General features: G+C 37.9%; 12 protein-coding genes. 7 read left to right on the top strand and 5 right to left on the bottom strand.

Annotated elements, in window-relative coordinates:
- Window positions 1-18 precede the first annotated feature (18 nt).
- The 3 genes from IPI99_08520 to rlmN all read right to left on the bottom strand — a co-directional run bounded on the left by IPI99_08520 (window position 19) and on the right by rlmN (window position 4,864).
- Window positions 19-2,712, bottom strand: coding sequence for a transglycosylase domain-containing protein (locus tag IPI99_08520; GenBank protein MBK7340557.1), 2,694 nt, complete (start codon window positions 2,710-2,712; stop codon window positions 19-21).
- Window positions 2,709-3,752 carry a 3-dehydroquinate synthase gene (gene aroB, locus IPI99_08525; GenBank protein ID MBK7340558.1) on the bottom strand — a complete coding sequence of 348 codons (1,044 nt, stop codon included), beginning with the start codon at window positions 3,750-3,752 and terminating at the stop codon, window positions 2,709-2,711. The genes IPI99_08520 and aroB overlap by 4 nt, the downstream gene beginning before the upstream one ends.
- 62 nt (window positions 3,753-3,814) lie before the next feature.
- Window positions 3,815-4,864, bottom strand: a complete 1,050-nt coding sequence (gene rlmN / locus IPI99_08530; protein ID MBK7340559.1) for a 23S rRNA (adenine(2503)-C(2))-methyltransferase RlmN — start codon at window positions 4,862-4,864, stop codon at window positions 3,815-3,817.
- A gap of 90 nt (window positions 4,865-4,954) precedes the next feature.
- On the opposite strand from rlmN, the gene IPI99_08535 reads away from it, so the two are divergent.
- A complete protein-coding gene (locus tag IPI99_08535) occupies window positions 4,955-5,944 on the top strand; it encodes a DUF3089 domain-containing protein (GenBank protein ID MBK7340560.1) in 990 nt (329 codons plus the stop codon).
- Window positions 5,945-5,956: 12 nt separating this feature from the next.
- Here the strand turns inward: IPI99_08535 and IPI99_08540 are convergent, their stop codons facing one another.
- Together IPI99_08540 and IPI99_08545 are read right to left on the bottom strand one after the other, a co-directional pair.
- Window positions 5,957-7,600 carry a M1 family metallopeptidase gene (locus IPI99_08540; GenBank protein MBK7340561.1) on the bottom strand — a complete coding sequence of 548 codons (1,644 nt, stop codon included), beginning with the start codon at window positions 7,598-7,600 and terminating at the stop codon, window positions 5,957-5,959.
- Window positions 7,597-8,442, bottom strand: a complete 846-nt coding sequence (locus IPI99_08545) for an SDR family NAD(P)-dependent oxidoreductase (protein ID MBK7340562.1) — start codon at window positions 8,440-8,442, stop codon at window positions 7,597-7,599. The genes IPI99_08540 and IPI99_08545 overlap by 4 nt, the downstream gene beginning before the upstream one ends.
- A gap of 54 nt (window positions 8,443-8,496) precedes the next feature.
- Between IPI99_08545 and IPI99_08550 the strand changes: the two genes are divergently transcribed.
- The 6 genes from IPI99_08550 (at window position 8,497) to IPI99_08575 (ending at window position 14,550) form a co-directional block, all read left to right on the top strand.
- Entirely contained in the window at window positions 8,497-8,859 is a 363-nt protein-coding gene (locus IPI99_08550) for a hypothetical protein (GenBank protein ID MBK7340563.1), read from the top strand.
- Window positions 8,860-8,869: 10 nt separating this feature from the next.
- Window positions 8,870-10,330, top strand: a complete 1,461-nt coding sequence (locus IPI99_08555) for a GWxTD domain-containing protein (protein ID MBK7340564.1) — start codon at window positions 8,870-8,872, stop codon at window positions 10,328-10,330.
- A gap of 40 nt (window positions 10,331-10,370) precedes the next feature.
- Window positions 10,371-11,249, top strand: coding sequence for a bifunctional 5,10-methylenetetrahydrofolate dehydrogenase/5,10-methenyltetrahydrofolate cyclohydrolase (locus tag IPI99_08560; protein ID MBK7340565.1), 879 nt, complete (start codon window positions 10,371-10,373; stop codon window positions 11,247-11,249).
- A 24-nt stretch (window positions 11,250-11,273) separates the two neighbouring features.
- On the top strand, window positions 11,274-11,726 hold the full coding sequence (locus IPI99_08565) for a nucleoside deaminase (GenBank protein ID MBK7340566.1): 453 nt from the start codon (window positions 11,274-11,276) through the stop codon (window positions 11,724-11,726).
- 232 nt (window positions 11,727-11,958) lie between these two features.
- Complete coding sequence (locus IPI99_08570; GenBank protein MBK7340567.1) at window positions 11,959-12,471, top strand: hypothetical protein; 513 nt, start codon at window positions 11,959-11,961, stop codon at window positions 12,469-12,471.
- A gap of 519 nt (window positions 12,472-12,990) precedes the next feature.
- Window positions 12,991-14,550 (top strand): T9SS type A sorting domain-containing protein, encoded by a 1,560-nt coding sequence (locus tag IPI99_08575; GenBank protein MBK7340568.1) that lies wholly within the window; start codon window positions 12,991-12,993, stop codon window positions 14,548-14,550.
- The last annotated feature ends 35 nt before the right edge of the window (window positions 14,551-14,585 follow it).

Raw genomic sequence — 14,585 nt, forward strand, 5'->3', positions numbered from 1 at the left:
TGTAGGTTCGAGCAAATTTTATTCCAACTCATCGTCAGCTTTCTGTTCTTTTTTAACAGGTTGTTCTTCTTCAAATAATTCATCTTCCTCACCTGATTTCTGAGGCAGAACACTATTATCCAAGCTGCTTGAATTCATTTGCGATCTGAAAGCACCACAATCGAATTCTGATCCGGACTCACCCGGTGGTGTAAAGAATTTAGCATTTGAATCAAAGCCCGATGAAGGATTTGCCTCCAGTTTTTGAATAAATTTCTGGAAAAATGGTCTAGCCATTACAGACCCTTGCCCCAGCTCGAGGCTTAAAAATCGTATCCATGGATCTTCTCCTCCCACCCAAGTGCCTACTACCAAATCCGGAGTGATTCCCATGAACCAACCGTCCACATAATCATTTGTTGTTCCCGTTTTTCCTGCAGTTGGCACTTTTACATTGGAGCCTATGCTACCAGATTTCTGCAGCAAGTCCATCATCACATAGTTAAAATGAGGAGAAAGTGCAACATTGTTTACACTTGGATTACGATAGATTACTTTTCCATTTTTGTCTTCAATTCTGGATACAAAATAAGGTTTTGTGTAAACACCGTTGTTGGCAAACGTAGTATAGGCGCCTGTCATTTCCATCGCAGTAAGCTCTGGTGTACCTAATACAATGGAAGGCCATTTTGGGATGAGTAAGCCACCATCTTTTCTTCGTGCTGTAGAATCTATTCCCATATTATGCAACAATCCTCTGATTGGATCCACGCTCCCTAATAGGATAACGAGTTTTACTATAATAGAATTCTTAGACTCTTTCAGTGCCCTATAAAGATTGTATGAAGCACCGCTAAAGCTCTCTTTTGCATTTCCTGGAGACCATGCCTCAGGCAAATGAAAGTTAGGATCATCAGCAGGAATAGTGTATTGAACATCCTGAAACTCATTGCAAGGGTGAATTCCTTGTATTGCTATTGCTGTAGAATAAACAAATGGTTTGAATGTCGATCCAACCTGGCGTCTTGAATTGACATGATCATATTTAAAGTACTTGAAGTTGGTACCTCCGACCCAAGATTTCACTTCACCGGAATGTGGATCAACAGCTATTGATCCTATCTGGAGTTGTTTTCTGTGGTATTTTATTGAATCCAATGGACTCATCGTCACATCTTTTTCACCATGAGTCGTATAATCATAGATTTTCATGGGGACGGCAGTGTTCATTGCTTCTCTTACTTCTGTCTCAAAAGCATTAAAAAATTTCTTTAACGAAGGCCATTGTTTGCTTTTTCGAATTTTGAGTGAAATGTCGTATTGGGTCTTCGTTATCTGTTTTTTATCGAGCTCTTTTTTTAAAAATCCTGGTTCGATTTCTTCATTCAGAATGCGTTGTATTGTTCTGTCATTTACGTCAACATCTCCGATTTCATTAGCAAGCACAGGTAACAATTTACCATAATACTTATCCCAGATAGCCTGATATCGTTCTGTTTCTCGAATGAGATTTTGTAATGCTGCTTTTCGGATCTTCAGTTGATTTTCATCTGCTTCAAAAGTCCAAGGATCGTTAGTTTTCCAAACATTAAAATAGGATTTTTGAATGTTGGTCATGTGCTCTCCTGCTGCTTCTTCAGCAAGTCTCTGATATTCAGGATTGATGGTAGTGTAGATTTTCAAACCATCTTCGTAAATATTATATTTTGATCCATCCGGTTTCAAATATTTTGGATCACTGAGTAAGTCTTTCAGCCACTTTCCGAGTTCGGCTCGAAAATAAGGCGCCAATCCTTCCAGATGAGTTTCTCGTTTGAATTGAGTTACATCCAGTGTTGAATTTTTAGCTTCCTCAAATTGTGAATTGTTGAGATGAGATTTTTCATGCATCAGAGCGAGGACTGTATTTCTCCTGGTTTTGGCCAATTCCGGAAATTTTCTGGGATTGTACAGAGTGGGGTTCTTCAACATTCCAATCAAAGTGGCAGCTTCTGGAGCTGTGAGATCTTTTTGACTTTTATGAAAATACGTCTGTGCAGCTGTTTGGATGCCGTGTGCTTCGTAGATAAAATCAAATTTATTGAGATATAATGAAACAATTTCTTCTTTGGTATATGCTCTTTCCAATTTGAAAGCGGTGATCCATTCCTTAAGTTTTATCCTCAAGATCATTACCATTTTGGAAAATGTATTTTTGTTTTTGAGGTTTGGTCTTTCAAATAAAAGCTTGGCGAGCTGCTGTGTAATTGTACTTCCACCCCCTGAATCTTCGTCTCTCAAGATTATGGTTTTGACAACTACCCTAAATAATGCTTGCAGGTCAACACCTGAATGAGAATAGTACCTGGAGTCTTCTGTGGAAAGCAAGGCTTGAACCAGTAATGGGTTCAAACTATCGTAGGGAACAAATTCCCTGTTTTCATTGTAATATTTTCCCAGCACGCTTTTGTCGCTTGCATACACCAAACTCGCCTGGTTATAGGATGGGTTTTCAAGTTGGTCAAAACTTGGGATATTGTCGAATGAGATTAAAATAAATAGAAGAAGAAATAAAATTACCGAACCCAGACAAATTCTCCATATCCAATTGACAGCGGAGTGATACCAGGCTTTGTCTGTACTTTGTTTGCCTGAATAGATATCTGCAAAGCTGAACTCTTTTCTGAATTTTTGCCATGCAGTTTTTAGTTTTTCCTGGAATGCCATTCGATTGGATTGAGTAGCAAATTTCACAAGTTTTGGATATATTCCAAACTCTCTTGAAGAACTTCATGATTGATAGCTATGTCCCAACGAGGTTTTCCCGGAGATTCAAGAAGACTGAGACGCAACTCCCTTTGACTGTTCTTTTTGTCATAACGCATCGTCTCCATTATAAATTTTGTTTGTTCCGCGTCAGGATGAAAAGGAGGAGCATATTTTTTTAGCATTGTCATGACCTGGTCATAGACATAAGGTTTCCAATTGTACATCTTATGAGAGATGTAAGTTTCAGCGATCATGCCCAGTGCAACACATTCTCCATGAAGCAAGTCACAACTATAGCGAAGGCTGTATGACTCTATTGCATGGCCGATAGTGTGGCCAAAATTGAGGGACTTACGCACATTTTTTTCTTTAAAATCCGCTTCGACGATTTCTTGTTTGGTTCGGATTGATCTTCTGATCCAGCTATCCATATTTCCTACATCCACCGGCCAATCAAGATTCAGCAAGTCTTCATAGTAACTTGGCGATTGTATCAGACTGTGTTTGATCATCTCAACGAATCCGTTTTTGATGTGTCTCTGTGATAGAGAATGGAGAAAATCAGGTTCAACCACAATCACCTTTGGTTCCTGATAAAGGCCAATCTGATTTTTAAAATCGAGAAAATTGATCCCATTTTTTCCGCCAATTGCTGCGTCAACCATTCCGATCAATGTAGTTGGAATATAAATGAAGTCCACACCTCGCCATACCAGAGAAGCACAAAATCCACCTATATCGCACACTACACCTCCTCCCAATGCAATGACCAATGAGGATCTGTCTATACCTCCCTGTAACCAGCTGGTCCAAATATCCTGAGCGGTTTCTAGGTTTTTAGAGCTTTCTCCTGCCTCAAAACTGAAAATATACAATTGGGTAAGTTGAAGTTTTTCTTCCAGAATTGGAAAACAAAGCTGCTTGGTGTTGTGGTCTGCCAGCACAAAAATTTGGGAGTATTGGTGTTGACTGAGGTAGGTGTTGAGTTTTTCCCAGGGGTTTGTACTGTATATGGGACTTGTCATGGATGGATTAGATTGATAGTAAGAGTTGAGATAATTTCAGTATTTTGGAGAATTTGAGGGGATTATGCTTCATTCGCCAGTTGTCCACAAGCTGCATCAATGTCTTTGCCCCTGCTTTTTCGCACAGTGGTCATAATGCCTGCTTTCAAAAGATGTTTGGCAAAAGAGTTAATGGTATTTTCATCAGATTTTTGAAAGTCTATTCCCCGCACATTATTGTATTCTATGATATTGACCAATGCGGGAAAATGACTGCAAAAACGAATCAGATTTCTAGCATCCTTTTCACTGTCATTATAATGGTCGAAACAAATGTATTCTATACTGATGCGGTTCGAAGTTGTATTGTAATAATGCTTCAATGCCTGAGAAAGTGAATGCAGGTTATTCTGTTTATTAATAGGCATGATTTCGGTTCGCTTAGTATCATCTGCAGCATGGAGCGAAAGCGCAAGATTTACTTTTAATCCATCTTCTGCCATTTTTTTGATCATTTTTGCAATACCGGAAGTAGAAACAGTAATTCTTCTATGAGAGAGATTTGCCCCTTTGGGTGATGTAAATTTTCCAATGGATGCAACAACGTTTTTGTAATTTAATAAGGGTTCCCCCATTCCCATAAATACAATATTGGTAATGGGTTTTCCATATACTTCAATGCATTCGCGATTAACGTACAAATATTGGTCAAATATTTCACCTGGAGTGAGTTGTCTTAATAAACCCATTCGACCTGTGGCACAGAATGTACAAGTAAGGCTGCAACCTGCCTGAGAAGAAATGCACAAAGTGTACCTTTCATCTTCAGGAACGGGGATTAGAACAGATTCAATTTTGAGATTGTCGTGTAAATTAAATCTATATTTTCTTGTTCCGTCAAAACTGATCTGCATCTTGTCCAAGGCGAGTGTATGCATTTCAAAAACATCCTTAAGCTTTTGTCTGTCTGTCAAAGAGAGATTTGACATTTCGTCAATGGATCGGATTCCGTGTTTCCAAAGCCATTCATTCACTTGTGAAATGCGATATTTTTTCCACCCGAAACTGATTAGAATATTTTGTAGCTCTTCATCGCTGAGAGTCAGGATATCTTTCTTTTGAATTGTACTCATTGGAAGTCGCAAAGGTAAAATAGTTTGTTATGGAATCAAAACAAAAATTAACTTAGAAACGTTAATGCTTCTATTTATAAAAAGAAATTTGTGAAATTGAGATTATTCTTTTTCTGTATAATATTCTTGATAGCAGCAATAGGAAAGTCACAATCTGTCCCTGCGCCTCCGGATTATTCAATTGAAGAAAATTGGGCTGCTTTGCCATCAAGATTTGATTCGGCTGATATCTCTCCATCAGATTTAAAGGATCTGCAGCAATTTGCAGAAGCAGATGTGTTTTTTATTCATCCTACAACGAATATTTCTAAAATATTTGTTAATTGGAATGCTGATGTCAATGACGAAAAGCTTAATCACAAGACAGATCAAACAACAATAAAATATCAAGTAAGTGCTTTTAATGGTGCAGGTAAAATTTATTGTCCCAGATATCGTCAAGCGCACATCAGAGCATTTTTTACTTCCGACACCGCAGAAGGAAATGCTGCTTTGGACCTTGCTTACTCAGACGTTAGAGCAGCATTCATTTATTATTTAAATCACTATAATCAAAAGCGGCCTATTATCATTGCAGCACATAGTCAAGGTGGATTGCATGCGATAAGATTGTTGCACGAATTTTTTGATGACAGCCCATTGCAGAATAGACTTGTAGTAGCATATATCATGGGTTATCCCGTTAGACAAAATGAATACAAAAATATTCCGGTCTGTAAAACCCCCGAACAAACAGGTTGTTTTTGCAGTTGGCGAACTTTTAAAGTGGGGCATGAGTTGCCTAAGAGATTTGAAGATTATCCCGTAGATATCACAAATCCTGTAAGTTGGTCAACTTCACGCGATGTTGTGCCAAAGGAAATGCATAAAGGAATGCTGATCACTCATTTTAATGAAGGTACAAAAGGCTCTCAGTTGCAAACACAGATACATCGCAATATTTTATGGGTAAACAAACCAAAGTTTAAAGGAAGTTTTTTGTATACAGGAGCTAACTTTCATCGGGGAGATGTAAATTTGTTTTACAAGGACATTTATGAAAATGCGAAATTGCGAGTACGTATGTTTTTTAAATCTTAAACGATGTTTCTATTATTCATTAACAAGTTTAGTGGTAATCAGAATGTCTGAATCAATAGGCTCTATCAGCTGGTAAATTCTTCCAAAACTAACTGTCTGCCATTCGTTAGTCGCAGTTAAACGTATCACCTTTTTATCTAATTGGAAATTTACAGGTAAGTCGAATTTTTTTGTATTGCTTTTCCACCTGAAAGAAACTCCTGAATATTCCGGTTTTTGGATGATTTTATATTCTAATTCCGGGAGATTTGCATATTTCAAATATTGATTTACGATATCACAATAATCTGTACCCGTTTTTGCTTCGAGAAGATTCACAAAATCTTGAGTGCTTGCAAAGCCATATTCATGATTTTTGTAAAATTGTTTGAGTATGTCGAACCATAATGAGTCATTATTGATTTTTTGTCTGATCGTATGCAGCATCCAAGCTCCTTTGTAGTATTGATCACTGTCAGCAGGTTCATCATTGACACCGAATTGTCCTATGATCGGAAATTTATTTTGGATATACTGTCTGCTTGATTGAAGATAACGCAATGCAGCAGATTTGCCATAAAAATATTCGACAAATAAATTTTCCATGTAAGTTGCAAATGATTCGTGTATCCACATTTCCGCAAGATCCGTACAGCTCACACTGTTGCCCCAATATTCATGAGCGGTCTCATGCAATATAATAAAGTCAAAATCAAATTCCGCAGGAATCCTGCCTCCCAGATAACCTCGTAGATATTTATTACCATATGCTATAGCTGACTGGTGTTCCATGCCAAGGTATGGTGCTTCTACGAGTGCATAACCATCTTTCCAGAAAGGATATGGTCCCAAGTATTTTTCGAAGGCTTCTAATACTTTGTGGACTTGTTTGAAATGTTCTCTTGCGATGGTGGTATTATAGTCCAGGACATAATAATCCAAATCCAGTTTTTTACTTTCTTGAGACAAATACTGATCCTGGAAGTGTTCGTATGCTCCTATGTAAAAAGTGACATTGTAATTGTTGATTGGATATTGTACAGACCAATGATATGTAACGTGCAAGCCATCTATTCTCTCTCTCTGAACCAATTGGCCATTGGATACTGCATATAGATCTGAAGGCACTGTCAGATGTATATGCATACTATCCGGTTCGTCTGACAAATGATCCTTATTTGGCCACCATAAACTTGCACCAATTCCTTCACATGAAACGGAAGCCCAGAATCTGTTTTTTTCATCCCGTTTCCAACTAAATCCGCCATCCCATGGTGGATTTTTTGCTTCAATAGGACTACCATCATAGTAAATCCGTACTGTATATTTTTCGGATTTTTTAAATGAGTGGGGAATATAAATGGTGTTGTTGGATCTGGAAAAGTTAAGATTATCTTTTCCCATGGAAATTTTACTTACGTTCATCTGATCAAATAAATCGACTTGAATACCGGAAAGGTCCATTGGGCAAGAAAAGTGAATATCGTTATAGCCTTCTATTTTTTTCTCCAGCATATCAAAGCTGACATGTAAATCGTAAAACTGAACATCGTACATTCGATTCGGATTAAGAGAACCTCTTAAACTGTCTTTGGGTGTGAAATGACTTTGGGCTAAAAGTGAATTACACAAATGAACAGCAATAATCAGAATGAAAGAAATAATATTTTTCATCATTTTATTTTATTTTTTAAAGCCATGGTTTTGAGGTATGAAATCGTGAAATAGTCTTTCCATTTTCCTGGAATGAATCGTATCAAGATTTTGAGCAATATTGGATGTTTATAAATGAGATATCGATTTCGTGGAGTCGCTGCTTCGAGGGCATGTATGAGGGGTTTTTCGAGTGCAGTGAGTGGCAGAGCTTTTTGTTCAATTTGCTGCATTATTATTTTTGCTTGAGACAAGTAGGGTCCATATTCTGTATCTTGATATTCGCTTGCAAGAAGGTCGTTTTTTTGCCAAATTGGAGTTTGAATCGGCCCTGGTTCTACAAGGACAACTTTTATGCCAAGCAATGCAGCTTCAAGCCTCAAACTATCAGAGATCGCCTCTACCGCAAATTTTGACGCAGAATAGGCTCCCAAAAAAGGACTAGACTGGAGTCCGGACACTGAACTGATGTTGATTATTCTGGCATTATCGGACATCATTAAAGGGAAGCACCGCTGAGTAACGTCTAACAAACCTGTTACATTGATCATCATTTGTCTATTGAAAGACTCCATTGGCAAGTAGAGCATCGGTCCCGCAACAGCTATTCCGGCATTGTTGATTAATCCGTAGATTTTGTCAGATTTCAGGAAATCTTTGATTTGTTCAAAAACAAGCTCAACACTCGAAGGATCAGTAAGATCCATTTCAAACAAATGAAGGTGATCTAGTTCCTTGGTCCACCTGGGAGCTGACTTTGTCTTCCTCACAGTACCTAGAATGAAATATCCACGCTCGTGGAAAAATCTAGCAAGATGAGCCCCGATACCCGTAGAAATGCCGGTAATAAGTAAAATTCTCCTCATCTGCCGGCCCAATTGTTATTGATTGCCTCCATTTCGTATTAACTTTGCCAATATATGGAGAGTTTTTGGAACATTAGGGTGGTGCATTTCTTTTTTATATTGACGGTTGCCTGCAACAGAGAAAAGTATATCAGCCACGATGCGTTACAAGGAGATTGGCATTTAGTTGAAGCTTATCGAGGCGACAAAAAAACAATGACTATGTCTGGTGCTTTTTTCAATTTCGATGAATTCATTTTAACTTCCAACTTTCTGGGAGAGATTGTTCAATACGAGTATAAATTGAGCAAGAACATAATTGATATCTCTAAGCCTCAGGCTTTTCAGATTCAGTTAAAAACCCTCGATTCCGGAAAACTCGAAATGAAAACTCAAGTTCAAAATCTTGCATTCACTTTTATCGTCGAAAAAAAATAAATGGATCAGGATGCAAAGACAAAAGGGCAATAGTCAAACTACAAACCTATCTTTTATCATCTTTTTTTTGTGTAGTTTCATCTGCAAATTAAGTGCTGCGGAATTTTTTGTACAGCCTGTGGTATTTTGTCAGGACAATATAGCCTACATCGAGATCTCCTACGTTTTGAAACCTTCAAGCTCTTCTTTTGTCATTGCAAATGCGAAGAAATATTTTCAGCTTTCCGTTTTTTTGAGAAATAAAATGGGAATTTCAAAAGCTGAGAAATTTCAAATCAGTTGCGAAGATCCTAAATCCGGTACCATCCATCTCATGAGGTGGGTTGTTGACACCGGTGATTATGTGCTGGAATCTCATCTCTTGGAAAGCGGTGATAGTTTGAATGAACTCTTTTTGAAAAACGACATTCAAGTCAGACCCTGTGACAAAATTGCTTTATCTCAAATACAATTACTGTCAAAAGTGTCAAATCTTGACAAATGTACCTTGCCAAATTGCAAAAATGGTTTCTACTTTGAACCATTGTTGCAGCATACATTGTATAAAAATCAATATAAATTAATTTCATACGTCGAATCCTATCAGGCACCAAATTCCATCAAAGAAAAATTAATGTACAGGTACTCTGTCGATAAGATCGATAGCATCGGAACCAGAACAAACACATTGGAATGGTACAAAAAGAGACCTTGGCAAACCCGCGACATCCAACTTTCTGAACAAGATATTAGTTCGCTTGCATCGGGAGAATATTACTTGAAAGTTGAATTGATGAATGCCGAAAAAAAAGTGATAGATCAGACTGAACAACTTTTTTCAAGAATCAATCCTTTTTGGGATAGATTTTATGCGACGGATGGAGATCAGTCAGAAGAAAAATTGTTTTTCCAAAATATGAAACCAGATAGTGTAATATACGCAGTTAAGGCGATGAAACCAATTTTGTCCAGTGGGGAAATTGGAGCTTTGGACTATCTGACAAAACTCAATAAAATTAAAGAATTAAAGATATTTCTATATCAAAGTTGGAAAGAAAGAAGCGAAACAAGACCGGTGGAGAGTTTCCAAAGTTATATGTCTTTGGCAAGAGCAGTAGACAAAAAATATAATGGTGGTTTTGGATACGGATTTGAGACGGATAGAGGATTTATCATTTTGAGATACGGCAATCCAACTGAAATTATTTCTGAAGAATATGAGAATGGTGCATATCCTTATGAAATATGGAAGTATTCCAAACTTGGAACAACTGGTCAAACACGTGTTACATTTTTATTTTATAATCCCGATCTTGCCGGTTCAGATTATCGTCTGCTTCACTGTAATGCAATAGGTGAGAGATTTAATCCACTGTGGGAAAATGAATTGTACAAAAATGCGAGAGAAGAATTCAGAGAAAATGATCCGCTTGCACCAGCAAATATCTCTGATAATTTCAACCGTAGAGCTAAAGATTATTTTAAGTATTAAAAATTAAATTATTTCAAAAACCGCATATTCAAATTTATTTATGATTTTATTAGATGGCAATCAATTGTCAAAAACAATCCGAAAAGAAATATCAGATAAAGTAAGAGATTTTTGTCAAACTGACATCAGACCACCACATCTGGCAGCAGTATTACTGGGCGACAATCCCGCAAGTGAAGCGTATGTCCGAAACAAAATCAAGGCTTGCGAAGAAGTTGGTTTTGCTTCCACACTGATCAAAAAACCTGCGTCTACCACAGAGGAGGAGTTACTTGAAATCATTTACAAACTCAATACCGACAATCAGATTGATGGGTATATTGTCCAACTACCTCTTCCCAGGCACATCAATGAGGATCATGTAAACCTGGCTATCAATCCTGAAAAAGATGTCGATGGATTTCATCCAAACAATTTTGGAAGAATGGCACTTGGTCTGCCTGCATTTCATCCTGCGACGCCAGCCGGTATCATGATGATGCTGGACAGATATGGTATTGAAACCGAAGGTAAACATTGTGTTGTGCTTGGAAGAAGCAATATAGTGGGTACACCAATCTCACTCCTGATGTCAAAGAAAACAAAACCTGGGAATGCCACTGTATCCATTGTGCATAGCCGTTCCGAAAACTTGATTGGATTTACCAGATCCGCAGATATACTCATTGCTGCTTTGGGAATTCCATTTTTTGTAAAAGAGGATATGGTAAAATCAGGTGTTGTAGTCATCGATGTTGGTATAAACCGAATCCAGGATCCTTCTGCTCCAAAAGGATCGAGATTGGTCGGAGATGTGGATTTTGATGGTGTGAGTAGAAAAGCTTCGGCGATCACTCCGGTTCCCGGCGGAGTTGGGCCAATGACGATCACTGCTCTGATCAGCAATACCTGGGATGCTTACAAGAGGAAGCAGTTCTAAAGCTTTAAATCAAAGCAGGACCATATGATTGAGGTTTACAATGATCAGTTTTTTATGAAGCAGGCATATGCTGAAGCATTGAAAGCTAGAGATGCCGGTGAAGTTCCCATTGGTGCAGTGTTGGTTTTTAAAAAGCAAATCATCGCTCGTGCACATAACCAAACTCAATTGCTGCAAGATGTCACTGCCCACGCAGAAATGCTTGGAATAACCGCGGCTTCAAATGGAATTAATGCAAAGTATCTCAAAGACTGTACTTTGTTCGTTACGTTAGAGCCCTGTGTCATGTGCGCTGCTGCATTAAGATGGGCACAGATATCAAAATTAGTATATGCTGCTGAAGATCCAAAGCAAGGATATATGAGATATGGTAATGAGCTGTTGCACCCCAAGACGAAAATTCATTACGGTCTCCTTTCAGATGAATGCAGTGAATTGATGCGAGAGTTTTTTAAGACCCGGAGAAAGAAGGCATAAAATTAATATTTTGTTAAAGGATCAGCCTCCAAAAGTTAAAGTGATTTAAAATTAAATTTGGATTAAACGATTTAACCAAAAAACACTCTAATATTGATTGAGGAAAGTAGGATTTGAGATTGAATGCATCAATCAGACTTTTGTCAGTTCGTATTTGAAATCATGTGTTCAGTATTTTTAAAATTAAAATTTTTTTCCAATGAAATTTAAAACCACTATTTTATCAGCGACAATGTTTGTACTGATGATGGCATCTTGTAGCCCAAACTTAAGTACTTTCAATCAAAAGCTTTATGAAGAGAATCAATGGTCTGAGGAGGAACTGAAAAAAATTCAATTCTATCTTTCGGATGACATTATACTGACGAGAGTGTTTGAAAAGGGTGAAACACAAATTACAAATGGCAAGATAAAAACAATCAATGGTCAACAAATAGAAGAACTTAGATTTAAGAAAGGTACCCCGGGTGTTTTTTTGTTTTCTCCAAAAGAGAATAGATTTGCGATAAGTTTTGAGAATAGTGTTGAACCAAGTTATTTGATTTTCGGACCAAATCCTAAATTCGGAAATCGATATGCACTATTTGGAAAAGAGTGGAATAGAAATTCAGGTCAGGTGACTTATCAGGACAAAGTGTACAATACATCGACAAGTTCTGCCTGGACTACATTGATGGTGGACCTCACCAGAATAAAAAAGAGCCAGGTTTCAAGAAAAACTGCTGAAGGTAGAGTAGTGGAATAGAAGCAGATTTTTTGTTTAGAGGAATATATTTAAAAGTTTCAAACAAACTGAGCCTGTCTTTCATTTAAGGGAAGATGGGCTCTTTGTTTTAATTTGATAGAAAGTTTATATTTTCAGTTTGTTAGTAAAGATAACTTTGTTCCGAAAGAATACAATTTAGAAATTTTAATTTTTCTTATGGAGATGGAAATATTCTGAATTGTCAACATTATATTTGGAATGGAGTATTCTCTTCATTGTGTGAATTGCAAGAAAGAGAAATGATCAATACCCCAAGCGAGACTTTTTAAAATTGAAAACAGCCTAATCATTGAGCACTTTTAATAATAAAGGGTAGTGAAATCATTTTTCAGTATTTCAAGCATTCCTAAGATTTCATATCTTGTGTAAGATTGATGAATATGTTTTAAATTTAGGAATGGAAATGAGGCTTTAATTTTCTGGCTATATCACTGCATGCAGGAGTTCGAAAATTGGAGCAAGACATTTTATTCAGATTTTAGCACAAATTTGCAATGTATGTTAGTTCACTTGAATAAGCTTTTTCGGAATTACTTTCAGTTCATTTTGATATTCATAGTAGTATTGCCTTTTAAAGGAGTGGCTCAGCTCCACGACCAAAATTGGATCATAGGTAGGGGTGAGCCTTACAAGAATCCTATCCCCGGTGCCAGTGGAGAAGGTATCATGCAGTTTTACTTCGGACCTGAGCTGAACATACTCCTGGATAGCACTATCGACAACAGTTGCTATACTTCCTTTACCTGTGCTTGTATCTCTGATAAGGATGGCAGACTGGTGGCTTATACCGATGGGCACAATATCTTTGACAATCGGCATGAGATCATGCTGGGCGGAGATACCATCAATCCCGGTAATTTTTGGGCAGGAACCTTAGGCGGAAGTTACCCTCTGAGTGACGGAGCCATCTTTCTACCAATTCCTGGAAAAAAATCCGAGTACATATTATTGCACAAAAGGATTGAATTTGGAAAAGTAGAGGGCAGACTGCCACAGTACAAGTGTGACAGGCTGTACTTCAGCAGTTTTCACTATGACGATCATCTGGGGAGGTATGTCGTCTCCGAGAAGAACAATGTACTGATCGAAGGTGAAATTGCCGAAAATGAATTTGCCGTCGCAAAGCATGCCAATGGGAGGGATTATTGGGTGGTAGCTCGGAGGATAGGCAGACCTTCGTATTATTTTATCCTGGTGGATTCATCAGGAGCGCATCTTCATCACGAGCAGCAAGTTGGTACTGCTTTTATATTCGACGATCTGAATGGCAATATGATATTCAATCGCGAAGAGAATATGCTGGCCAGAGTGATCCCGGAAGAGGGGGTGGAGTTGATGGAGTTTGACCGATGCAAGGGATTGTTTTATAATCCAAGTATCCAGATCTTTCCGGATACCTTCCTGATCAACGGCAACGTCGCATTTTCGCCCAATAGCCGCTACCTGTATGTCAACTCCATACTGCATATCTATCAGTACGATATATCTCAGAGATTTAATCGAAGATACAAGCCCATTCTGGTAGGCAGCTGGGATTCAGTATTGATCGAAGATACCTATAGTACTCTTTTCTTTGTCGGCAGGCTCGCACTGGATGACAAGATCTATTATACCGTGTTCGGAACGAATGGATATTATATGCATACGATGCATCGTCCGGATGCTTATGGAAAGGCCTGTGATTTCCGAAACCATGATTTTCGTTTACCTAATTATATGAATGGAGGACTTCCTTTTTTTCCAAATTTTCGCAATGAGCGGCTATCAGAGAGTGACTGCGATAGCCTGAGTCAAGCCTCGTCTATGGCTGCAGGACATTACTATTATAATACCCTCTGCCGAGATCAAATACGTCTGAGTTCTTCTGATCCTGACAAACAGTATCAGTTGGAGCTAAGACTCTACAATATGGAAGGAAAGTTGTGTTATCATAGAGACTTTACACTACAGGAAGAAATTAATTTTAACTTAGCAGGTGTCCTCCCAGGCATATATATATTACAATTGTTTGAAGGAGGCCAATTAAAAAATATAGATAAAATTGTAGTGAGTTACTAATTCGTTATTTTGGTGATATGGAGTAAATTTCTGCA

Source organism: Saprospiraceae bacterium, assembly GCA_016710235.1.
GTDB lineage: Bacteria > Bacteroidota > Bacteroidia > Chitinophagales > Saprospiraceae > Vicinibacter.

What these genes read in the sequence shown, in the direction of transcription:
- aroB (MBK7340558.1), bottom strand. Translation starts at nt 3,752, where the DNA reads ATGACAAGTCCCATATACAGTACAAACCCCTGGGAAAAACTCAACACC.
- rlmN (MBK7340559.1), bottom strand. Translation starts at nt 4,864, where the DNA reads ATGAGTACAATTCAAAAGAAAGATATCCTGACTCTCAGCGATGAAGAG.
- IPI99_08540 (MBK7340561.1), bottom strand. Translation starts at nt 7,600, where the DNA reads ATGATGAAAAATATTATTTCTTTCATTCTGATTATTGCTGTTCATTTG.
- IPI99_08545 (MBK7340562.1), bottom strand. Translation starts at nt 8,442, where the DNA reads ATGAGGAGAATTTTACTTATTACCGGCATTTCTACGGGTATCGGGGCT.
- IPI99_08550 (MBK7340563.1), top strand. Translation starts at nt 8,497, where the DNA reads ATGGAGAGTTTTTGGAACATTAGGGTGGTGCATTTCTTTTTTATATTG.
- IPI99_08555 (MBK7340564.1), top strand. Translation starts at nt 8,870, where the DNA reads ATGCAAAGACAAAAGGGCAATAGTCAAACTACAAACCTATCTTTTATC.
- IPI99_08560 (MBK7340565.1), top strand. Translation starts at nt 10,371, where the DNA reads ATGATTTTATTAGATGGCAATCAATTGTCAAAAACAATCCGAAAAGAA.
- IPI99_08565 (MBK7340566.1), top strand. Translation starts at nt 11,274, where the DNA reads ATGATTGAGGTTTACAATGATCAGTTTTTTATGAAGCAGGCATATGCT.
- IPI99_08570 (MBK7340567.1), top strand. Translation starts at nt 11,959, where the DNA reads ATGTTTGTACTGATGATGGCATCTTGTAGCCCAAACTTAAGTACTTTC.
- IPI99_08575 (MBK7340568.1), top strand. Translation starts at nt 12,991, where the DNA reads ATGTTAGTTCACTTGAATAAGCTTTTTCGGAATTACTTTCAGTTCATT.